The organism is Pseudomonas sp. NPDC089422 (genome assembly GCF_044749405.1).
Lineage (GTDB): Bacteria > Pseudomonadota > Gammaproteobacteria > Pseudomonadales > Pseudomonadaceae > Aquipseudomonas.
Map to the genome: position 1 here is coordinate 444064 of NZ_JBIVHW010000002.1, position 20039 is coordinate 464102.

General features: G+C 64.2%; 21 protein-coding genes. 8 read left to right on the top strand and 13 right to left on the bottom strand.

Features of this window, described 5'->3' with window-relative positions; all coding sequences use genetic code 11:
- Positions 1 to 264 precede the first annotated feature (264 nt).
- On the top strand, positions 265 to 1032 hold the full coding sequence (locus ACIPZ8_RS05670; RefSeq protein WP_294332680.1) for an SDR family oxidoreductase: 768 nt from the start codon (positions 265 to 267) through the stop codon (positions 1030 to 1032).
- A 26-nt stretch (positions 1033 to 1058) separates the two neighbouring features.
- On the opposite strand, the gene ACIPZ8_RS05675 is transcribed toward ACIPZ8_RS05670, so the two are convergent.
- The 3 genes from ACIPZ8_RS05675 to ACIPZ8_RS05685 form a co-directional block, all read right to left on the bottom strand.
- Entirely contained in the window at positions 1059 to 2156 is a 1098-nt protein-coding gene (locus tag ACIPZ8_RS05675; protein WP_400720289.1) for an AGE family epimerase/isomerase, read from the bottom strand.
- A gap of 43 nt (positions 2157 to 2199) precedes the next feature.
- Positions 2200 to 2835 carry a TetR family transcriptional regulator gene (locus ACIPZ8_RS05680; protein ID WP_152956971.1) on the bottom strand — a complete coding sequence of 212 codons (636 nt, stop codon included), beginning with the start codon at positions 2833 to 2835 and terminating at the stop codon, positions 2200 to 2202.
- Positions 2836 to 2956: 121 nt separating this feature from the next.
- Positions 2957 to 3409, bottom strand: a complete 453-nt coding sequence (locus tag ACIPZ8_RS05685; RefSeq protein WP_400720291.1) for a phage infection protein — start codon at positions 3407 to 3409, stop codon at positions 2957 to 2959.
- Positions 3410 to 3749: 340 nt separating this feature from the next.
- Here ACIPZ8_RS05685 and ACIPZ8_RS05690 point away from each other — a divergent pair, with 340 nt between their 5' ends.
- Positions 3750 to 5816, top strand: a complete 2067-nt coding sequence (locus tag ACIPZ8_RS05690) for an AsmA family protein (protein ID WP_400720293.1) — start codon at positions 3750 to 3752, stop codon at positions 5814 to 5816.
- Between the two features lie 26 nt (positions 5817 to 5842).
- Here ACIPZ8_RS05690 and ACIPZ8_RS05695 read toward each other — a convergent pair whose 3' ends face one another.
- Positions 5843 to 6373 (bottom strand): bacterioferritin, encoded by a 531-nt coding sequence (locus ACIPZ8_RS05695; protein ID WP_400720295.1) that lies wholly within the window; start codon positions 6371 to 6373, stop codon positions 5843 to 5845.
- Between the two features lie 48 nt (positions 6374 to 6421).
- A complete protein-coding gene (gene osmE, locus ACIPZ8_RS05700; protein ID WP_400720297.1) occupies positions 6422 to 6763 on the bottom strand; it encodes an osmotically-inducible lipoprotein OsmE in 342 nt (113 codons plus the stop codon).
- Positions 6764 to 6887: 124 nt separating this feature from the next.
- Here osmE and ACIPZ8_RS05705 point away from each other — a divergent pair, with 124 nt between their 5' ends.
- Positions 6888 to 7778, top strand: coding sequence for an alpha/beta fold hydrolase (locus ACIPZ8_RS05705; protein WP_400720299.1), 891 nt, complete (start codon positions 6888 to 6890; stop codon positions 7776 to 7778).
- Here ACIPZ8_RS05705 and ACIPZ8_RS05710 read toward each other — a convergent pair.
- Entirely contained in the window at positions 7775 to 8647 is an 873-nt protein-coding gene (locus tag ACIPZ8_RS05710; RefSeq protein ID WP_400720301.1) for a DMT family transporter, read from the bottom strand. The two genes, ACIPZ8_RS05705 and ACIPZ8_RS05710, sit on opposite strands and share 4 nt — an antisense overlap.
- Positions 8648 to 8770: 123 nt before the next feature.
- On the opposite strand from ACIPZ8_RS05710, the gene ACIPZ8_RS05715 reads away from it, so the two are divergent.
- The 3 genes from ACIPZ8_RS05715 (at position 8771) to ACIPZ8_RS05725 (ending at position 10987) form a co-directional block, all read left to right on the top strand.
- Positions 8771 to 9559, top strand: coding sequence for an AraC family transcriptional regulator (locus ACIPZ8_RS05715; protein WP_400720303.1), 789 nt, complete (start codon positions 8771 to 8773; stop codon positions 9557 to 9559).
- A gap of 62 nt (positions 9560 to 9621) precedes the next feature.
- A complete protein-coding gene (locus ACIPZ8_RS05720; protein ID WP_400720305.1) occupies positions 9622 to 9909 on the top strand; it encodes a PsiF family protein in 288 nt (95 codons plus the stop codon).
- 70 nt (positions 9910 to 9979) lie between these two features.
- Positions 9980 to 10987, top strand: a complete 1008-nt coding sequence (locus tag ACIPZ8_RS05725; RefSeq protein WP_400720307.1) for an AI-2E family transporter — start codon at positions 9980 to 9982, stop codon at positions 10985 to 10987.
- 36 nt (positions 10988 to 11023) lie between these two features.
- Here ACIPZ8_RS05725 and ACIPZ8_RS05730 read toward each other — a convergent pair whose 3' ends face one another.
- Complete coding sequence (locus ACIPZ8_RS05730) at positions 11024 to 12295, bottom strand: Hsp70 family protein (RefSeq protein ID WP_400720309.1); 1272 nt, start codon at positions 12293 to 12295, stop codon at positions 11024 to 11026.
- A 163-nt stretch (positions 12296 to 12458) separates the two neighbouring features.
- On the opposite strand from ACIPZ8_RS05730, the gene cbpA reads away from it, so the two are divergent.
- Together cbpA and ACIPZ8_RS05740 are read left to right on the top strand one after the other, a co-directional pair.
- Positions 12459 to 13427 (top strand): curved DNA-binding protein, encoded by a 969-nt coding sequence (gene cbpA / locus ACIPZ8_RS05735; RefSeq protein ID WP_400720311.1) that lies wholly within the window; start codon positions 12459 to 12461, stop codon positions 13425 to 13427.
- Between the two features lie 2 nt (positions 13428 to 13429).
- Complete coding sequence (locus ACIPZ8_RS05740; protein WP_110633593.1) at positions 13430 to 13735, top strand: chaperone modulator CbpM; 306 nt, start codon at positions 13430 to 13432, stop codon at positions 13733 to 13735.
- A gap of 146 nt (positions 13736 to 13881) precedes the next feature.
- On the opposite strand, the gene ACIPZ8_RS05745 is transcribed toward ACIPZ8_RS05740, so the two are convergent.
- The 6 genes from ACIPZ8_RS05745 to urtA form a co-directional block, all read right to left on the bottom strand.
- Positions 13882 to 14397: a GNAT family N-acetyltransferase gene (locus ACIPZ8_RS05745; protein WP_400720313.1), complete on the bottom strand. Its 516-nt coding sequence runs from the start codon at positions 14395 to 14397 to the stop codon at positions 13882 to 13884.
- A gap of 31 nt (positions 14398 to 14428) precedes the next feature.
- Positions 14429 to 15127, bottom strand: coding sequence for an urea ABC transporter ATP-binding subunit UrtE (gene urtE / locus ACIPZ8_RS05750; RefSeq protein ID WP_400720315.1), 699 nt, complete (start codon positions 15125 to 15127; stop codon positions 14429 to 14431).
- Positions 15128 to 15146: 19 nt separating this feature from the next.
- On the bottom strand, positions 15147 to 16004 hold the full coding sequence (urtD, locus tag ACIPZ8_RS05755; protein ID WP_400720317.1) for an urea ABC transporter ATP-binding protein UrtD: 858 nt from the start codon (positions 16002 to 16004) through the stop codon (positions 15147 to 15149).
- The gene (urtC, locus tag ACIPZ8_RS05760; protein ID WP_400720319.1) at positions 16001 to 17080 is read right to left on the bottom strand and encodes an urea ABC transporter permease subunit UrtC; all 1080 of its coding nucleotides are present in this window, start codon (positions 17078 to 17080) and stop codon (positions 16001 to 16003) included. Before urtC ends, urtD begins: the two co-directional genes overlap by 4 nt.
- Entirely contained in the window at positions 17080 to 18600 is a 1521-nt protein-coding gene (gene urtB / locus ACIPZ8_RS05765; RefSeq protein WP_400720321.1) for an urea ABC transporter permease subunit UrtB, read from the bottom strand. The genes urtC and urtB overlap by 1 nt, the downstream gene beginning before the upstream one ends.
- Before the next feature lie 87 nt (positions 18601 to 18687).
- Entirely contained in the window at positions 18688 to 19953 is a 1266-nt protein-coding gene (gene urtA / locus ACIPZ8_RS05770; protein WP_110633610.1) for an urea ABC transporter substrate-binding protein, read from the bottom strand.
- Between the last annotated feature and the right edge of the window lie 86 nt (positions 19954 to 20039).

Here is a 20039-nt window from a genome sequence, read left to right on the forward strand (position 1 = left end):
CATGCTTGAAAGCGTTGCGCCATCACGTGAAAGATATCAACCGACCACGACAGGCTGAAAGGGTTCCGCGCAATGGACAAGTTGCCCCCAATCCGTGGGGAAAGCCTTGTGGATAACATGCGCATAGCTGGCGGCGAGCCCTCTGCCGCAAGGGTTTTGCGCATATGAACAAAAAATGAACAGCGGCCCTGACGGCTTGCTGCCAACGCTCGGCGCGGGCATGCTGCAAAGCTGTCGATGAAAACCTACCGTGAGGAACAGAGCATGACATCCACCGTATTCATCACTGGCGCGACGTCCGGTTTTGGCGAGGCCACCGCCCGCCGCTTCGCCGAAGCCGGCTGGAAGCTGGTACTCACCGGCCGTCGCAAGGATCGCCTGGATGCCCTGTGTGCCGAACTGTCGGCCAAGACCGAAGTGCACGGCCTGGTTATCGACGTGCGTGACCGCAAGGCCATGGAGCAGGCCATCGCTAGCCTGCCGGCCGGCTTCGAGAAGATTCGCGGCCTGGTCAACAATGCCGGCCTGGCGCTGGGTGTGGATGCGGCGCAGAACTGCAGCCTGGACGATTGGGAGACCATGGTCGACACCAACATCAAGGGCCTGATGTACACCACCCGCCTGCTGCTGCCACGCCTGATCGCCCACGGCCGCGGCGCGTCGATCCTCAACGTGGGTTCGGTGGCGGGCAACTACCCGTACCCGGGCAGCAACGTGTATGGCGGCACCAAGGCCTTCGTCGGCCAGTTCTCGCTGAGCCTGCGTTGCGACCTGCGCGGCACTGGCGTGCGGGTGAGCAACATCGAGCCGGGGCTGTGCGAGAGCGAGTTTTCGCTGGTGCGTTTCGGCGGTGACCAGGCCAAGTACGATGCCACTTATGCTGGCGCCGAGCCAATCCAGCCGCAGGACATCGCCGAGACCATCTTCTGGATCCTCAATCAGCCGGCGCACATCAACATCAACAGCCTCGAGCTGATGCCGGTGAGCCAGGACTGGGCAGGGTTCTCGATCGACCGTTCGGCCAAGGGCTGATCCGAGGCCCTGCTACAGGGGCGGTGTCAGGCCAGGCGTTGCAGGCCTTCCAGGCAAGTAGCCAGGTGATAGGGCGTCGTCGAAGGCATGTCATGCCGGCTCACCGCCCCTTCACCATCGCGACACTCATACCAGCCACCGGCATGCAGGAACTGCTGTTCCATCGCCTTCAGCTGGACCAGCAGCTTCGCCTCGTTCCCCGGGCGCAACACCAGTGCCCGCAGGTATTCCGCCTGTGCCCAGATTCGCTGGGTCGCATCGAGCACGTTGCCCTCCACATCGAGCATGGCCAGCACGGCCGCATGGTTCACCCCGCATAGCTCGGCAAAACCGAAGGCCCGCTCGATGGAGGCATGCAGCGCGGTCCCGCGCAGCAGCGGCGAGGTTTCCAGCAGGTAGAACCATTCGAACTGATGCCCCGGCTCGAACCAGTTATCCACAGACCCTCGGGGTTTCTCAAGCATCAACCCATGCTGCGGCTCGATGAAGTGTTCTTGCAGGGCTGTGCACAGTTGCAGCAGCGATTGCTGCACGTGCTCGTCCTCGCGTACCGCCAGTACTTGCAGGAAGGCCTCGGCCAGGTGCATCTGCGGGTTCTGCAGCGGGCCGCTGCCGAGGTCGGCCCAGTCTTCGCCGAGGCTGGCTTCATACAGGCCATCATCCCGGGCAAATTGCTCGTCGATCACTTCCAGCGCGGCATTGAGGGTGGCTTCCACCAGCCCTTCGCCGACTTTGCCCCAGTAGTGCGCGCAAGCGAACACGATGAACGCGTGGGTGTAGAGGTCCTTGCGCCGGTCCAGCGGCTTGCCCTCGGCGTCGATGCTGTAGAACCAGCCGCCATGCTCGGCATCGTGGAAGTGCTTCTGCAGCGAACGGAACAGCGCCGCCGCCCGCTCGGCCGCACCCGGTTGCTCGATGCGGCTGCTGAACAGGTAAAGCTGGCGAGCACAGGCCATGGCCCGGTAGCGCTGCACCGGCAACGGGCGGTGCTGGGCGTCCAGGGCCTCGTAGGGCAGGGCCATGTCGGCGTTCCAGCCAGGCCCTTGCCACAGCGGCACGATGCGTTCGGCGAAGTGCTGGTTGAAGCGGGCCAGTTCGGGCAGGGTGGGGCGGGGGTTGGGCATGTCGGCGCTCGTCGCTTTCGGGCAGGGCGCCATGGTAGCAGAACTAGGGTTGTGGGTTGCCGAGGCCTTGCCAGTGGCGCGCGCCGACGAAGATGAAGCGCAGTTGCTGGGTGATCTTTTCCTGGGCGCTCAGCACCTGTGGATAACCCGGCTCCGGGCTGTCGATCAGTTCCGGCAGGGTGGCGAACACGGTCTTCACCACCAGGTCGGCCATCACCGCCAGCGCGGCGTTGTCCAGGTGCTGCCAGCGCTTCATCCGCGCAAGGTCTGTGGCCAGGTCGTCACTGATGTCCTGGCGCAGGCGGGCGATGGCCTGGCGCACGGCTTGCGAGCCGCCGTACTGCTCGCGGGCGAGGAACAGGAACTGGGCGCGGTGAGCGGCGACCACGTCGAGGAAGATGCGCACCGAAGCATCGGTGATGCCGCCGAGCTCGAATTCGTTGTGCCGTACCAGGCGGATGGTCTGGCGGAATGTGGCGTCGACTTCGGCCACCAAGGCCAGGCCCAGGGCGTCCATGTCGGAAAAGTGCCGATAGAAGCCGGTAGGCACGATGCCTGCTGCCTTGGCCACTTCGCGCAGGCTCACGCTGCCAAAGCCACGGCCGCTCTCCATGAGCTGGCAGGCGGCGTCCAGCAGGGCCTGGCGGGTCTGTAGCTTCTGTTCGGCGCGCGGCAGCATGGGTGGGCTTCTGTGACGTTAAGGCTGGGCACTCTAGATAAAAAAACGAAGCCCGGTCAATGGACCGGGCTGGGAGGGGAGCAAGCCGTGTGACAGAGGTTGTTCTTTTCGGCCATGGCGATCAGCTCACGTGGCTGATTGCAACCAGGCGATCCGAGCCACCTTCAGCTACGCGGCCAGAGCGTTCGATCAGGCGATCCGAGCCACCTTCGGCAACACGGCCAGAGCGTTCGATGAGACGATCCGAGCCCCCTTCGGCAACACGGCCAGAGCGTTCGATCAGACGGTCCGAACCCCCTTCGGCAACACGGCCAGAGCGTTCGATCAGGCGATCCGAGCCACCTTCGGCAACACGGCCAGAGCGTTCGATCAGGCGATCCGAGCCACCTTCGGCAACACGGCCAGAACGTTCGATCAGACGATCTGAACCACCTTCGGCAACAGTTTTGAGCGGTTGGGCGATTTCAGCAGCGCTGGAGCGTGCTTCGGCGCTCAGGTGCTGATCGGCAGCTGGCAGGGCGAAGGCGTTGGCAGCAAGGATCGACAGGGTCAGGGTCAGCAGGGTGCGTTTCATGATTCGGTGCTCCTCTCGGGGGCTGGAAAGTGGGTACGAAGCCAATGCTACGCCCGGTGACGCCAGAGAGAAGTTCATACGGGTAATGGTAACAATCGACGGTATTGATAGCGTCTCAGGAAGGCTCTATTCCAGCTGTTTCGCCATGGTGTACGGCTTTTTGCCAGTAATGGGTAGTGGTAACACAAGTGCCGCTGCACGGCCAAAACCCGAGCAGGAAACCTGAAAAAACTCGCTATCATGGCCGTCTCCGATAAAACCCAGCGGGTTTTCATCAGTCCGAGATCTTGAGTGCCATCGTTACGCCTGCTTTGTGCCATGCCGTCAGGAGAATCACGCAATGACGCGTCCCGCCAGAATCCTCGTCTGGACCTTAACCACCCTGTTGACCCTGCTGGCGATTCTGGTGGTGATCATCGCCACCTTCGACTGGAACCGCGTCAAGCCGCTGCTCAACGAGAAGGTTTCCGAGGCATTGCACCGGCCTTTCGCGATCAATGGCAACCTCGCCGTGCACTGGCGCACCGAGCCGGAAGAAGGCGGTTGGCGCGCCTGGGTGCCGTGGCCGCACTTCATTGCCGAAGACCTGACCCTGGGCAACCCTGACTGGCTCAAGGAGCCGCAGATGGTCGGCCTGGAGCGCGTGGAGTTCCGCCTGGCGCCGCTGCCGCTGGTGTTCCAGCAGATCAGCATCCCGCGCATTGACCTGACCAAACCCACCGCCAGCCTCAAGCGCCTGGCCGATGGCCGCGCCAACTGGACCTTCGACTTCGGCCCCAAGGATGAAAACGAGGCACCGTCCAAGTGGCAGCTGGACATCGGAGCCATCGGCTTCGACCAGGGCAATGTCAGCTTCGATGACCAGACCTTGAAAACCAGCATGAAGGTGCAGATCGACCCGCTCGGCAAACCGATCCCCTTCAGTGACATCGTCGGCAAGGCCAACGCCGAAAAGGCTGGAGGCGCCCAGGATTACGCGTTTGGGCTCAAGGCCCAGGGCCGCTACAAGGGCCAGCCAGTGTCCGGTACCGGCAAGATCGGCGGCCTGCTGGCGCTGCAGGACGCCAGCCAGCCGTTCCCGCTGCAGGCCGACGTGCGCATTGCCGATACTCATGTGGTGCTCGCCGGTACCCTGACCGACCCACGTAACCTCGGCGCGCTGGACCTGCGCCTGCGCCTGTCCGGTGCCAGCCTGGGCAACCTCTACCCGTTGACCGGCGTGACGCTGCCCGACACCCCGGCCTATTCCACCGACGGCCGGCTCAGCGCCAACCTGCATGCCGCCGAAGGCGCGACCTTCAATTACCAGGGCTTCAACGGCAAGATCGGCGACAGCGACATCCATGGCGACCTGGCCTTCGTCGCCAGCCAGCCACGGCCCAAGCTCTCTGGCAACCTGGTATCCAACCAGCTGCTGTTCAAGGACCTGGCCCCGCTGATCGGCGCCGACTCCAATGCCGAGCAGAAAGCCCGTGGCGGTGCCAGCAAGCAGCCGGCCGACAAGGTGCTGCCGGTCGAGGAGTTCCGCACCGAGCGCTGGCGGGCCATGGACGCCGACGTCACCTTTGCCGGCAAGCGCATCGTGCACAGCGAAAAACTGCCCTTCAACGACCTGTCCGCCCACGTGATCCTCGACGACGGCCTGCTGCGCCTGGAGCCGCTGCGCTTTGGCGTGGCCGGTGGCAACCTGGCCTCCAACATCCGCCTGGACGGCCGCAACGTGCCGCTGCAGGGGCACGCCCAGCTGACGGCGCGTGGCTTCAAGCTCAAGCAGCTGTTCCCCAGCTTCGCGCCGATGCAGACCAGCTTCGGCGAGCTCAACGGCGATGCCGACCTCAGTGGCCGTGGCAACTCGGTGGCGGCGTTGCTGGGCACGGCCAATGGCAACCTGCGCATGCTGATCAATGATGGCGCCATCAGCCGCAGTCTGATGGAGATCGCCGGGCTCAATGTCGGCAACTACGTGGTTGGCAAGCTGTTCGGCGACGAGGATGTGAAGATCAACTGTGCGGCGGCGGATGTCGGGATCAAGGACGGACTGGCGACCACGCGGTTGTTCATCTTCGATACCGAGAACGCGATCATCTACATCAACGGTACAGCCAACTTTGCCAGCGAGCAGCTGGACTTGAAGGTCACCCCGGAATCCAAGGGGCTGCGGTTGTTCTCGCTGCGTTCGCCGCTGTATGTGCGCGGGCCGTTTGCCAAACCGAGTGCCGGGGTGCAGGCGGTGCCGCTGGCGCTGCGTGGGGCGGGGATGGTTGCTTTAGGCGTGGTTGCCGGGCCGGCTGCCGGGTTGCTGGCGCTGGTGGCGCCCAGCAGCGGTGATGAGCCCAACCAGTGCACGCCATTGCTGCAGCAGATGAAAGCCGGCAAGGCGCCGGCTGCGGTGAAAAAGCAGAAATAGCTGGGGGCGCAAAGCGCCCCCTGCACTTACAGCCCCTGAAGCAGGTCGGACATGTCGTCGGCGTGTTCCTCTTCCTGAGCCAGGATGTCTTCGAAGATCCGCCGCGTAGTCGGGTCTTTATCGCCAATGTACTGAATGATCTCGCGATAACTGTCGATCGCAATCCGCTCTGCCACCAGGTCCTCCAGCACCATCTCCTTCAGCGAACTGCCCGCCACATATTGCGCATGGGAGTTCTTGGTGAGGTTATCCGGGTTGAAGTCGGGCTCCCCGCCCAACTGCACGATGCGTTCGGCCAGCTTGTCAGCATGTTCGGCTTCCTGATTGGCATGCTCGAGGAATTCGCTGGCCGCGACACTGGCCTTGATGCCGCTGGCCATGAAGTAATGGCGCTTGTAGCGCAGCACGCAGACCAGTTCGGTGGCCAGCGACTCGTTGAGCAGCCGCAGGATTTGCTCGCGGTCGGCGTGGTAACCCTCGGTCACCGCGCCTTGCTCGACGTGCTGGCGGGCACGCTTGCGCAGGGTTTGCACATCGGTCAGTTCAACGTTGCTCATGATTGTCTCCAAACAGATCAGGACGGGTGGTCACGGCGGGCGGATGGTTCAAGCGCCATGGGCGGCTTTGCTGTCCGCTTCTCGTTGCTTGCAGGTCTTGAAGCCCTTGGCATCGACATGGCCGGTGGCGTCGAAGCGCACGTAGTACGGCTGCTGGTGGCCGTCGCGGTTGAGGATGTAGTCGTTGCAGGTACCCCCGTGTGGCAGGTCGATCGCGTTCGACGGGCTGCCCCCGATGGCAATGACCCTCTGCATGGTCATGCCGTTTTCCACCTGCTTGACCAGCGGCTCGTCGCGGTAGGTGACGTAGTCCACCGGGTTTTCCGGGCGGCTGCTGCAGGCGGCCAGGGCGGCGCTTGCCAGAAGAATTGCCAGGGTCTGCTTGTACATGGTCCCGCTCCTTGCAAAGGGTCTGTTCTGGTTTGGAACCACACAGCGCGTCGGGAGTTCGATTGCGATGGTCATCGAAGCAGCGTTAGTGTTGGCCCATCGTCCACGGAAAGGGGCTCAAGCCATGCCGCAGGAGTTGGCTACGCGATACCCGTTGGTGCTGGTGCCGGGCATGCTCGGCTTTGTCCGGGTGCTGCTCTATCCATACTGGTTCGGCATCGTGCCAGCGTTGCGCAAGGGCGGCGCGCAGGTGTTCCCGGTGCAGGTCTCGCCGCTGCACTCCAACGAGGTGCGGGGCGAGCAGTTGCTGGCGATCATCGAAGACATCTGCCAGCGCACGGGGGCGGCCAAGGTCAACCTCATCGGTCACAGCCAGGGGGCGCTGAACGCACGTTATGCAGCGGCCAAACGGCCGGATCGGGTGGCCTCGGTCACTTCGGTGGCGGGCCCCAACCATGGCTCGGAACTGGCCGATCACCTTGAGCGCAAGGCGCCAGGCGATTCACCCCAGGGGCGCTTGCTCAAGGCCATCCTGCACGGCCTGGCGGTGTTGCTGGTATGGCTGGAAACCGGCTGGCGGCGCGACCCGCTGCCGGTCGACGTGCATGCTTCGCACCAGGCCCTGACCAGCGCTGGCGTGGCCCTGTTCAACCAGGCTTATCCACAAGGGTTGCCGGAAACCTGGGGCGGGGAGGGTGCGTATGAGGTGAACGGCGTGCGCTACTACTCCTGGTCCGGCACCTTGCAGCCGGGGTTGACCGACCAGGGACGCAACCGCTTCGACGGCAGCAACCGCTTCTGCCGGCTGTTCGCGCGCGGTTTCGTCAAGGAGAAGGGCCATTGCGACGGCATGGTCGGGCGTTTCAGCTCGCACCTGGGGCAGGTGATCGGCGATGACTACCCGCTCGATCACCTGGACATCGTCAACCAGCAGCTGGGTGCCGTGGGTAAGGGCGCCGAGCCGCTGCGCCTGTTCACCGAACATGCGGCGCGGCTCAAGGCGGCCGGGCTCTAGCGGCGTACCGGCGTGGTCCAGCGCTCGGCCAGAATCACCCCGACCAAGGTCAGCAAACCACCGGTCAGGTGATAGCTGGCCAGTTGTTCGTCGAGGACCACCGCAGCGATCAGTGCGGTCACCACCGGCAGCAGGTTGAAGAACAACGTGGTACGGCTTGGCCCCAGGCGATGCACCGCCTGCATCCACACCAGCGGCGCGATCATCGAGGCGAGCACGCAGGCGTACAGCACCAGGCCGATGTTGTGGCCGTTCAGGCCGGTCTTGTCCGAAAGCAGGAACAGCGGCAGCAACACCAGGATGGCCACCAGCACCTGCAGGTACAGCAGCTGCAACGGTGGCAGGCGCAATTGCCATTTCTTCAGCAGGAAGCTGTACAGCGCGTAGGCCAGGGTCGCCACCAGCATCAGCAGGTCGCCGCTGTTCAAGCCTTGTTCCAGCAAGGTACCGGGCTGGCCGGCGGAGACCACCTCGAGCACGCCGACGAATGACACCACAGCGCCTGCCAGGGCCCCGTAGCTCAGGCGCTGGCCCAGCCAGGCGATGGACAGTGCCAGCGACATCAGCGGCATCAGCGAGAGGATGATGCCCATGTTGGTGGCGCTGGTGATGCCAGCGGCGAAGTACGCCAGGCTCTGGTACACGGCCATGCCCAGCACGCCGAGGATGGCCACCTTGCCCAGGTGCGGGCGGATGGTCGCACGGTTGCGCCACACGGCGGGCAGCAAGAATGGGGTGAACAGTGCGCCGGCCAGCAGCCAGCGGTAGAAGCCGATTTCGGCAGGGTAGATGGCGCCGGCCGACATCTTGGTGACCACGGTATTGCCGGCCCAGATCAGGATGGCGACGAGAGGGAACAGGTAGTTCATGGAGCGGTTACTCGTTTGGCTTGGCTGGGGCTGAAAGGCAGGCCCTCATGGAGGCTCATTATCGGTTGTCTGTTCATAAGCCTATACTTCCATCCAGACAACCTGCCCCACGAAGCAGACAGCATGCCGCGCAAATACCTCGACATCCCACAATTCGCCCGACTCCCGGCGCCGGTGTACTTCCGCCATGACGAATTCGGCGCCGACACCCACAGTGCGCCCCATCGCCATGCCTGGGGCCAGCTCAACTACACCGCCCACGGGGTGATGCATCTGGATGTCGCGGGCCAGCGCTTCCTTTCGCCACCCCACTATGCGGTGTGGGTGCCGCCAGGTACCGAGCATGGCTGTTACAACCCCCAGGCCATCGTCTACCGTTCGGTCTATCTCGACAGCAGCCTGTGCGCTGAGCTGCCGTTGCAGCCATGCAGCCTGATCATCAGCGACATCCTCAAGGCCATCCTCGGTGACTTCGCCCGCCGCGACCTGCGGGTGGCGCAGGATGAACGTGACCAGCGCCTGGTGCAGGTATTGCTCGACCAACTGCACCAGGCGCCGACCCAGACCTGCTACCTGCCCTTCTCCCACAACGAGGGCCTGCGCAAGGTGCTGGATGCCCTCACCGCCGAACCCGGCGACAACCGGCCGTTGGCCGACTGGGCTGCACGGGTGCATGTCAGCGAGCGCACCCTGGCCCGCCAGTTCCTGCGCGAACTGGGCATCAGTTTTGGCGAATGGCGCCTGCGTCTGCGCTTTCTGCGCGCCATCGAGGCCCTGGAGGCCGGGCAGCCGATCCAGGCGATTGCCTTTGACCTGGGCTACAGCAGCGCGTCGGCATTCATTGCCATGTTCCAGCGCCAGGCCCGCTGTACGCCGGAGCAGTACCGGCGCCAGGCCCGGCATGGTGTGTAAGAATTCTTGTCTACACTCAGCCTGACCCCGTGCATCGGGCGCGGAGCCAAGGAGACCACTCCATGAAGATGTTGCACGTGCCACTGCTGGCGCTGGCTGTGCTGTTCAGCGCGCAAGGATTCGCCGCCAACACGGCACAACAGGAAAAGATGAAAACCTGCAACGCCGACGCCACGGCCAAGGCCCTCAAGGGCGATGAACGCAAGGCGTTCATGAGCACCTGCCTGAAAAAGGACGTGCCGCAGTCTCAGCAAGACAAGATGAAGACCTGCAACGCCGATGCCACCACCAAGGCGCTCAAAGGTGACGAACGCAAGGCGTACATGAGCGACTGCCTGAAGAAGAAGTGACCTGCGCCTATGCCTGTGTCCTGAAGGCTGGCAGACTGCGGGCATTCCCGCCGTCTGCCGTCGAGGCTGTATGACTTTCACCCCCCGTCAGATCACCCTGGCCAGCCTGATCATCGTCATGGCCGGTCTGCTGCTGGCTTTGCCCCTGAAGTTGCTGCCGAGCCTGCTGGCCGGCCTGCTGGTGTTCGAGCTGGTGAACATGCTCACCCCGCGCCTGCAGCCGCTGATCGCCGGGCAGCGTGCGCGCTGGTTGGCGGTGGCGCTGCTGGGGGTGCTGGTAGTCAGCGTCCTGACTCTTCTGATTGCCGGTGCCTTCAGTTTCCTGCTGCACGAAGCCGAGAACCCCGGTGCCTCGCTGGACAAGTTCATGACTTTGGTCGAACGCGCTCGCAGTCAGCTGCCGCCGTTCATCGAAGCCTACCTGCCGGCCAGCGCGGCGGAGTTCAAGGTGGCCATCGGTGACTGGATCAAGAGCCACCTGAGCGACCTGCAGCTGGTGGGCAAGGGCATGGCGCACATGTTCGTGACCCTGCTGATCGGCATGATCCTCGGTGCCATCATCGCCCTGCAGCGCATCCCCGACATTTCCCGGCGCAAGCCCTTGGCTGCGGCCCTGTTCGAGCGGTTGAACCTGCTGGTGCAGGCGTTTCGCAACATCGTCTTCGCGCAGATCAAGATCTCGATGCTCAACACCGCGTTCACCGGCATTTTCCTCGCCGTGGTGATGCCGTTGTTCGACGTGCACCTGCCGCTGACCAAGACGCTGATCGTGCTGACCTTCCTGCTCGGGCTGCTGCCGGTGATCGGCAACCTGATGTCCAACACCCTGATCACCATCGTCGGCATGTCATTGTCGATCTGGGTGGCGGCGGCGGCGCTGGGTTACCTGATCGTGATCCACAAGGTCGAGTACTTCCTCAACGCCAAGATCGTCGGTGGGCAGATCAGTGCCAAGGCCTGGGAGCTGTTGCTGGCGATGCTGGTGTTCGAGGCGGCGTTCGGCTTGCCGGGGGTGGTGGCGGGGCCGGTCTATTACGCCTACCTGAAGAGTGAGCTGAAGCGGGCGGAGCTGGTCTGAGAGATTGCTGGGGCCGCAAAGCAGCCCCAAAATGGCTCAGGCCGCGCCGTAGCGCTTGCGCGCCTCGATCGCCAGGCCGCTACCGATGCTGCCAAAGATGTTGCCTTCCACATGCCGCGCATTCGGCAGCATCGCCGACACGCTGTTGCGCAGTGCCGGGATCCCGCTCGAACCGCCGGTGAAGAACACCGTATCGACCTGGCTCGCGCTCACGCCAGCCTTGGCCAGCAACTCGCTCACACTGCCGCGTACCCGCTCCAGCAGCCCTTCGATGGCCTCCTCGAACAGCACCCGGGTCAGGTCCACGCCCAGTTCGCGCTCGACACGGCTGAGGTCGACGCGGCGGCTGACCTGCTCGGTCAGCTCGATCTTGCTGGCTTCCACTTCCATCGCCAGCCAGTGCCCGGCGCGCTCTTCGATCAGCTTGAACAGGCGATCGATACCCAGCGTGTCCTCGATGTCGTAGCGCATGCTGCCCAGGGCCAGCTGCGACTTCTGCGAGTACAGGGCATTGATCGTGTGCCAGGTCGCCAGGTTCAGGTGGTAGCTGGTGGGCATCAGCGCGCCGCTCTTCATCCGGCTGCCGTAGCCGAACAGTGGCATCACGCCCTGCAGGCTCAGCTGCTTGTCGAAGTCGGTACCGCCGATGTGCACGCCGCCGGTGGCGAGGATGTCGCTCTGGCGCTCGGCCACCCGATGGCGCTCGGGCGACAGGCGGATCAGGGTAAAGTCCGAGGTACCCCCGCCGATATCGACGATGAGCACCAGCTCTTCACGGCTGATGCCCGACTCGTAGTCGAACGCTGCGGCAATCGGCTCGTACTGGAACGACACGTCCTTGAAGCCGATCTTGCGCGCCACCTCGGCCAGGGTGTCCTCGGCCTCCTGGTCGGCGGCCGGGTCTTCATCGACGAAGAATACCGGGCGGCCCAGCACCACTTGCTCGAATTCACGACCGGCGGCAGCCTCGGCGCGCTTTTTCAGCTCGCCGATGAACATGCCCAGCAGGTCCTTGAACGGCAGGGCGCTGCCCAGCACGCTGGTGTCGTGCTTGATCAGCTTGGAGCCCAGCAGGCTCTTGAGCGAGCGCATCAGGCGGCCTTCGTAGCCTTCCAGGTACTCGTGCAGCGCCAGGCGGCCATACACCGGGCGACGCTCTTCGATGTTGAAGAACACCACCGACGGCAGGGTGATCTTGCCGTCTTCGAGGGCGATCAGCGACTCCACACCCGGGCGGTGCCAGCCGACCGTGGAGTTGGAGGTGCCAAAGTCGATGCCCAGGGCGCGGGCCGGCGATACGTCAGACATGGGAAAAAGCTTCCGGAGGCAAAACGGCCGCGCAGTTTATGCCAGTTGGCTACAGAATCAAGACCGATCGTCTGCCTTGAGGCAACCCCAAGCGAACCTTGAAAGGCTATGCTTGAACCCTATCTTCAGATGCAACACGAAAATTCACATTGGTGATCCACAGATGGACTTCAAAGACTATTACAAGATACTCGGCGTAGAGCCCACGGCGGACGAGAAGGCGATCAAGGCCGCGTACCGCAAGCTGGCGCGCAAGTATCACCCTGACGTCAGCAAGGAGCGTGACGCCGAGGACAAGTTCAAGGAGGCCAACGAGGCCTACGAGGTGCTCGGTGACCCGCAGAAGCGCGCCGAGTTCGACGAAATCCGCAAGTACGGCGGCCAGCATGGCCGGCCGTTCCAGGCGCCACCGGGCTGGCAGAGCCGTGGCGGCGCGGGTGGCGCTGGCGGTGGCTTCGAGGGCGGCGACTTCTCCGACTTCTTCAGCTCGATCTTCGGGGCCCGCGGCGGTAACCCGTTCGGTGGTGGCGGCCGGCAACAACAACGCAGTGCCGGCAGGCGAGGGCAGGACGTGGAACTGGAACTGGCGATCTTCCTGGAAGAAACCCTGAGCAAGGAATCCAAGCAGATCAGCTTCCAGGTACCGCAGACCAACGCGGCCGGCCAGCGCACCGGGTTCACCACCAAGACCCTGAACGTGAAGATCCCGGCCGGGGTTACCGACGGCGAGCGCATCCGCCTCAAGGGCCAGGGCGCCCCGGGCGTTGGCGGTGGTGCCAATGGCGACCTGTTCCTGACCGTGCGCATGGCACCGCACCCGCTGTTCGATGTCGAAGGTCATGACCTGATCATTACCGTGCCGCTGGCGCCGTGGGAGGCTGCCCTGGGCACCAAGGTGGCGGTGCCGACCCTGGACGGCAAGATCAACCTGACCATCCGCCCCGACAGCCAGAGCGGCCAGCGCCTGCGCGTGCCGGGCAAGGGCCTGGCCAACAAGCACGGCGAGCGCGGCAATCTCTACGCGCAGCTGAAAGTGGTAATGCCGCCGGCTTCCGACGCTGCTACCCGTGAACTGTGGACCCAGCTTTCCGAGAAAGCGGCGTTCGACCCGAGGACACAATGGAGTAAGTGATCATGAGCAGCACCCTGATCGTTCAACTGGACATGCGTACCCTGTGTCAGGAAGCCGATATCACGGCTGACTACGTGATCGAAATCGTCGAGCACGGCATTGTCGAACCTTCGGGGCGAACGCCGGAGGACTGGTTGTTCGACGATCAGGCGCCGCTGTTGGCCAAGCGCGCGGCGAAGCTGCATCAGGAGCTGGAACTGGAATGGGAAGGGGTGGCGCTGGCGCTGGAGCTGCTGCAGGAAGTGCAGCAATTGCGTAGTGAGAACAGCATGCTGAAGCAGCGGTTGGGGCGGTTTACCCAGATGTAGGCCGCCTTGCTTGGCCCCTTGTAGGAGCGGCCTTGTGTCGCGAAAGGGCTGCGCAGCAGCCCCAGATTTTTGCCCAATTGCAAGATTGCCGGGGCTGCTTTGCAGCCCTTTCGCGACACAAGGCCGCTCCTACAAGGGGTCGCATTTCAGGTGGGTTCGGCACCTGGGTTCAACATCAGTTGCATGAAGGTCAAATCCAGCCAGCGGCCAAACTTCACCCCCACCTGCGGCATCTGCCCGGTCACCACGAAGCCCAGTCGCTCATGCAGGCGCACCGACGCGGCATTGCCGCTCTCGATGGCCGCGACCATCACATGCTTGCCGCACCCACGCGCCCGCTCGATCAGCGCCGCCATCAGCACCGGGCCCAGGCCCTTGCCACGCTGGTCGCCGCGCACATACACCGAGTGTTCCACGGTCAGGCGAAAACCTTCGAACGGCCGCCAGTCGCCGAACGACGCATAACCCAGCACACCGGCCTCATCCACGGCCACCAGGATCGGATAGCCCTGCTGCGCCCGTGCTTCGAACCAGGCCTGGCGGTTGGCCAGGTCCACCGGGGTTTCGTTCCAGATCGCCGTGGTGTTGCGCACGGCGTCGTTGTAGATGTCGAGGATGCCCGGCACATCGGTGCGCAGGGCGTCGCGGATTTGGTAACTCATGACAGCGTCTCGCAGAATCGTTGATTGCAGATTAAATGGTTACCAGCCCGCGCACACCTTCGGCTTGCATGTTTTCGCCGCGGCCACGCTGGATGATTTCGCCACGGGCCATGACCAGATAGTGGTCGGCCAATTCTTCGGCAAAGTCGTAGAACTGTTCCACCAACAGGATCGCCATGTCGCCACGCTCGGCCAGGCGCCGGATCACCGCGCCGATCTCCTTGATCACCGAGGGCTGGATGCCTTCGGTCGGCTCGTCGAGGATCAGCAAGCGCGGGCGGCTGGCCAAGGCGCGGCCGATGGCCAGCTGCTGCTGCTGGCCGCCGGACAGGTCGCCGCCACGGCGCTGCTTCATCTGCTCCAGCACGGGGAACAGTTCATAGATGAACGCGGGTACTTCACCTGCCTCGCGGGCCGGGAAGCGCGACAGGCCCATCAGCAGGTTTTCCTCGACGGTCAGGCGCGGGAAGATTTCCCGGCCCTGGGGCACGTAGGCGATCCCGGCGTGGACTCGTTGCTGTGGCTTGAGTGTGGTGATCGGTTTGCCCTCCCATTCGATGTTGCCTTCGCGGGCCGGCACCAGGCCCATCAGGCAGCGCAGCAAGGTGGTCTTGCCCACACCGTTGCGCCCGAGCAGGCAGGTGACTTCGCCGACCTTGGCTTCGAAGGACAGGCCGCGCAGGATGTGACTGCCGCCGTAGTACTGGTGCAGGGTGTCGATTTTCAGCATGTCTTTTCCTTGGTATTGATCAGCGACCCAGGTAAACCTCGACCACCCGCTCATCCGCCTGCACCTGCTCCAGCGACCCTTCCGCCAGCACGCTGCCCTGGTGCAGCACGGTCACATGGTCGGCGATGCTGCCGACGAAGCCCATGTCATGTTCCACCACCATCAGCGAGTGCTTGCCGGCCAAGCCCTTGAACAGCTCGGCGGTGAACTCGGTCTCGGCATCGGTCATGCCCGCCACCGGCTCGTCCAGCAACAGCAGTTGTGGTTCCTGCACCAGCAGCATGCCGATCTCGAGAAACTGCTTCTGCCCGTGCGACAGCAGGCCGGCCTGGCGCTGGGCCAGGGGCAGCAGGCGCAGGGTGGTCAGCACGTCCTCGATGCGCTGGCGCTGTTCGCCGCTCAGGCGCGCGGCCAGGCTGGCCCACACCGATTTGTCGGTCTTCAGCGCCAGCTCCAGGTTCTCGAACACGGTCAGTGCCTCGAACACCGTGGGCTTCTGGAACTTGCGGCCGATGCCGGCCTGGGCGATCTGGTACTCGCTCATGCGGGTCAGGTCGAGGGTGTCGCCGAAGTAGGCGCTGCCCGTGTCGGGGCGGGTCTTGCCGGTGATCACGTCCATCATCGTGGTCTTGCCGGCGCCGTTGGGGCCGATGATGCAACGCAATTCGCCGACGCCGATGTACAGGTTCAGCGCGTTGAGCGCCTTGAAGCCGTCGAAGCTGACGCTGATGTCTTCAAGGCTCAGCACCGTGCCGTGGCGGGTGTCGAGGCCGGCCTTGCGGCTGTGGCCCAGGCCGATCGCCTCGCGGCCGCTGCCGAGGGTGTCGAACACAGGTTCCAGCATGAATTCCGGGTGGACCGGGGGCACGCCTATCATGGCTGGCTCCTTTTCTTCAACAGGCCGACCACGCCCTTGGGCAGGTACAGGGTCACGAGGATGAACAGCGCACCAAGGAAGAACAGCCAGAACTCTGGGAAGGCCACGGTGAACCAGCTCTTCATGCCATTGACCAGGCCGGCACCGAGCAGCGGGCCGATCAGCGTGCCACGCCCGCCCAGGGCCACCCACACGGCGGCCTCGATGGAGTTGGTCGGCGACATTTCGCTGGGGTTGATGATGCCCACCTGCGGCACGTACAGCGCACCGGCCAGGCCGCACAGCACGGCGCTGAGGACCCACACCAGCAATTTGAAACCGCGCGGGTCGTAGCCGCAGAACATCAGCCGGTTTTCGGCGTCGCGCACGGCGGTGAGCAAGCGGCCGAACTTGCTCTGGGTCAGGCGCCAGCACAGGTACAGGCTGGCCAGCAGCAGGCCGACGGTGAGCAGGAACAGCACGGCGCGGGTGCCCTGCGCGGCGATGTCGAAGCCGAGGATGGTGCGGAAGCTGGTGAAGCCGTTGTTGCCGCCGAAGCCCGTTTCGTTACGGAAGAACAGCAGCATGCCGGCGAAAGTCAGGGCCTGGGTCATGATCGAGAAGTACACCCCCTTGATCCGCGAGCGAAAGGCGAACCAGCCAAACACCAGTGCCAGCAGCCCGGGCGCCAGCACCACCAGGCACAGGGCCCAGGCGAAGTGCTGGGTGCCGGCCCAGTACCACGGCAGTTCGTTCCACGACAGGAAGGTCATGAACCCGGGAAGGCCGTCGCCGGCCGCCTGGCGCATCAGGTACATGCCCATGGCGTAGCCGCCGAGGGCGAAGAACAGGCCGTGGCCCAGCGACAGCAACCCGGCGTAGCCCCAGACCAGGTCCAGGGCCAGGGCAACGATCGCGTAGCAGAGGATCTTGCCGACCAGGGTGAGGGTGTAGGCCGAGACCTGCAGGGCGTGATCCGCCGGTAGCAGTGACAGCAGCGGCAGGGCTACCAGCAGCAGGACGACGACCGCGCCGATGGCCAGCGACAGGCGCGGCCCGGCCTTTTGCGCAGCGGTGACAAGCAGTGGCTGGTTCATCAGTCGATTACCCGTCCCTTGAGGGCGAACAGGCCTTGCGGGCGCTTCTGGATGAACAGAATGATCAACGCAAGGATGAGGATCTTGCCGAGCACGGCACCGATCTGCGGCTCCAGCAGTTTGTTGGCTATCCCTAGGCCGAACGCTGCCCAGAGGCTGCCGGCCAGTTGCCCGACACCGCCGAGCACCACCACCAGGAACGAGTCGATGATGTAGCTCTGGCCCAGGTCCGGGCCGACGTTGCCGACCTGGCTCAGGGCCACGCCGCCCAGGCCGGCGATGCCGGAGCCAAGGCCGAAGGCGAGCATGTCGACGCGCCCGGTGGAGACGCCGCAGCAGGCGGCCATGTTGCGGTTCTGGGTGACGGCGCGCACGTTCAGGCCCAGGCGTGTGCGGTTGAGCAGCAGCCAGGTGAGCAGCACCACAGCGAGCGCGAAGCCGATGATCACCAGGCGGTTGTACGGCAGCACCAGGTTGGGCAGCAACTGGATGCCGCCGGACAACCAGGCCGGGTTGCTGACTTCTACATTCTGCGCGCCGAACAGCAGGCGGATGGCCTGGATCAGGATCAGGCTGATACCCCAGGTAGCCAGCAGGGTTTCCAGCGGGCGCCCGTAGAGGTGGCGGATCACCGTGCGCTCCAGGGCCATGCCGACCCCGGCGCTGACCGCGAAGGCCACCGGCAGGGCGATCAGCGGGTAGAACTCGATGGCACCGGGGGCGTAGCGTTGCAGCAGCACCTGGACCATGTAGGTGCTGTAGGCGCCGAGCATGAGCATCTCGCCGTGGGCCATGTTGATCACCCCGAGCAGGCCGAAGGTGATCGCCAGGCCCAGTGCGGCCAGCAGCAGGATTGAGCCCAGCGACAGGCCACTGAAAGCCTGGCCGAGCAGCTCGCCGACCAGCAGCTTGCGCTTGACCTGGGCCAGGCTGGTTTCGGCGGCGGTGCGCACGCCGGGGTCGCTTTCCGCGCCCGGTTGCAGCAGCGCTTCGAGGCGGGTGCGGGCCAGCGGGTCGCCGGTTTCGCCGAGCAGGCGCACCGCAGCCAGGCGCACGGCCGGCTCGCTGGCGCCCAGTTGCAGGTTGGCCAGGGCCAGGCCCAGGGCGGCGTGCACGGCGGTGTCCATTTCGATGGCGAAGCGCCGGTCGAGGAAGGCCATCTGCGCCGGTTGCGCGCTCTTTTGCAGTTGTTGGGCGGCGGCCAGGCGCGTGGCATTGTCGTCGCTGAGCAGCTGGTGGCTGGCCAGGGCGTTGTCGATCAGGCCGCGCAGGCGGTTGTTCAGGCGTACCTTGCGGGTGTCATCGGCGGCGATGCGGCCTTGGCGCAGGTTGTCCAGCAGTGGCAGGCGCGTGGCATCGGGTTGTGCCGCCCAGCCTTCGAGCAGTTGGGCCTGCTCGGCGGGCTTGGCGGTGAGGAAGAATTCGCCCTCGCTGGCCTGGGTTGCCAGAGGGATTAGCAGGAGCAGTGTGAGCAGGAATCTGAGCATGCGGGCAATCCTGGAAATCGGTGTTGGATTCATCGCGGATAAATCCGCTCCTACAAGGTCGGCGCAGAACCTGTAGGAGCGGATTTATCCGCGATAGGGCTGCAAAGCAGCCCCATGCACTCAGTTACCTTTCACTGCATAGTCCGGACGCTTGTCGTTACCCGGAATGAACGGGCTCCATGGCTGCGCCCGCAGCGGCTGCTCGGTTTCCCACACGACGCTGAACTGCCCGTCATCCTGGATCTCGCCGATCATCACCGGCTTGTGCAGGTGGTGGTTGGTCTTGTCCATGGTCAGGGTGAAGCCCGACGGTGCCTTGAAGGTCTGCCCGGCCAGCGCCTCGCGGACCTTGTCGACGTCGGTGGACTTGGCCTTCTCGGCGGCCTGGGCCCACATGTGGATGCCTACGTAGGTGGCTTCCATCGGGTCGTTGGTCACCGCCTTGTCGGCACCCGGCAGGCCCTTGGCCTTGGCGTAGGCCTTCCAGTCGGCGACGAACTTCTGGTTGACCGGGTTATCCACCGACTCGAAGTAGTTCCACGCTGCCAAATGGCCCACCAGCGGCTTGGTATCGATGCCGCGCAGTTCTTCTTCACCCACCGAGAACGCCACCACCGGTACGTCGGTGGCCTTCAGGCCCTGGTTGGCCAGTTCCTTGTAGAACGGCACGTTGGAGTCGCCGTTGACGGTGGAGATCACTGCGGTCTTGCCGCCGGCGGAGAACTTCTTGATGTTGGCGACGATGGTCTGGTAATCGGCATGGCCGAACGGGGTGTAGACCTCTTCGATGTCCTTGTCGGCCACGCCCTTGCTGTGCAGGAAGGCGCGCAGGATCTTGTTGGTGGTGCGCGGGTAGACGTAGTCGGTGCCCAGCAGGAAGAAGCGCTTGGCGCTGCCGCCGTCCTCGCTCATCAGGTACTCGACGGCCGGGATGGCCTGCTGGTTGGGCGCGGCGCCGGTGTAGAACACATTCGGCGACATTTCTTCACCCTCGTATTGCACCGGGTAGAACAGCAGGCCGTTGAGTTCTTCGAACACTGGCAGCACCGATTTGCGCGATACCGAAGTCCAGCAGCCGAACACCACCGCGACCTTGTCCTGGGTCAGCAGCTGGCGGCTCTTTTCGGCGAACAGCGGCCAGTTGGAAGCCGGGTCGACCACCACCGGTTCGAGCAGCTTGCCGTTCACACCGCCCTTGGCGTTGATCTCGTCAATGGTCATCAGCGCCATGTCCTTGAGCGAGGTCTCGGAAATCGCCATGGTCCCGGACAGCGAATGCAGGATGCCGACCTTGATGGTCTCGGCGGCCTGGATGCTCCAGCTCAGGCCCATCGCCGCAAGCGATGCACTGAGGGTAAAGGCCTTGATCAGACTGCGACGCTTCATGTGCTCTCTCCGCTGAGTATTTTTATGGTGTTGGGCAAGCGGGGAGGGGTGTTGCAAGGGGTGTGCCTAGTGGCGAAAGCGCCGGG

Coding starts and splice junctions, on each gene's coding strand:
- ACIPZ8_RS05685 (WP_400720291.1), bottom strand. CDS start 3,409: ATGAAACGCACCCTGCTGACCCTGACCCTGTCGATCCTTGCTGCCAAC.
- osmE (WP_400720297.1), bottom strand. CDS start 6,763: ATGTACAAGCAGACCCTGGCAATTCTTCTGGCAAGCGCCGCCCTGGCC.
- ACIPZ8_RS05715 (WP_400720303.1), top strand. CDS start 8,771: ATGCCGCGCAAATACCTCGACATCCCACAATTCGCCCGACTCCCGGCG.
- ACIPZ8_RS05730 (WP_400720309.1), bottom strand. CDS start 12,295: ATGTCTGACGTATCGCCGGCCCGCGCCCTGGGCATCGACTTTGGCACC.
- cbpA (WP_400720311.1), top strand. CDS start 12,459: ATGGACTTCAAAGACTATTACAAGATACTCGGCGTAGAGCCCACGGCG.
- ACIPZ8_RS05720 (WP_400720305.1), top strand. CDS start 9,622: ATGAAGATGTTGCACGTGCCACTGCTGGCGCTGGCTGTGCTGTTCAGC.
- ACIPZ8_RS05695 (WP_400720295.1), bottom strand. CDS start 6,373: ATGAGCAACGTTGAACTGACCGATGTGCAAACCCTGCGCAAGCGTGCC.
- ACIPZ8_RS05670 (WP_294332680.1), top strand. CDS start 265: ATGACATCCACCGTATTCATCACTGGCGCGACGTCCGGTTTTGGCGAG.
- ACIPZ8_RS05690 (WP_400720293.1), top strand. CDS start 3,750: ATGACGCGTCCCGCCAGAATCCTCGTCTGGACCTTAACCACCCTGTTG.
- urtE (WP_400720315.1), bottom strand. CDS start 15,127: ATGCTGAAAATCGACACCCTGCACCAGTACTACGGCGGCAGTCACATC.
- urtD (WP_400720317.1), bottom strand. CDS start 16,004: ATGATAGGCGTGCCCCCGGTCCACCCGGAATTCATGCTGGAACCTGTG.
- urtA (WP_110633610.1), bottom strand. CDS start 19,953: ATGAAGCGTCGCAGTCTGATCAAGGCCTTTACCCTCAGTGCATCGCTT.
- ACIPZ8_RS05725 (WP_400720307.1), top strand. CDS start 9,980: ATGACTTTCACCCCCCGTCAGATCACCCTGGCCAGCCTGATCATCGTC.
- ACIPZ8_RS05680 (WP_152956971.1), bottom strand. CDS start 2,835: ATGCTGCCGCGCGCCGAACAGAAGCTACAGACCCGCCAGGCCCTGCTG.
- ACIPZ8_RS05740 (WP_110633593.1), top strand. CDS start 13,430: ATGAGCAGCACCCTGATCGTTCAACTGGACATGCGTACCCTGTGTCAG.
- urtC (WP_400720319.1), bottom strand. CDS start 17,080: ATGAACCAGCCACTGCTTGTCACCGCTGCGCAAAAGGCCGGGCCGCGC.
- urtB (WP_400720321.1), bottom strand. CDS start 18,600: ATGAATCCAACACCGATTTCCAGGATTGCCCGCATGCTCAGATTCCTG.
- ACIPZ8_RS05705 (WP_400720299.1), top strand. CDS start 6,888: ATGCCGCAGGAGTTGGCTACGCGATACCCGTTGGTGCTGGTGCCGGGC.
- ACIPZ8_RS05745 (WP_400720313.1), bottom strand. CDS start 14,397: ATGAGTTACCAAATCCGCGACGCCCTGCGCACCGATGTGCCGGGCATC.
- ACIPZ8_RS05675 (WP_400720289.1), bottom strand. CDS start 2,156: ATGCCCAACCCCCGCCCCACCCTGCCCGAACTGGCCCGCTTCAACCAG.
- ACIPZ8_RS05710 (WP_400720301.1), bottom strand. CDS start 8,647: ATGAACTACCTGTTCCCTCTCGTCGCCATCCTGATCTGGGCCGGCAAT.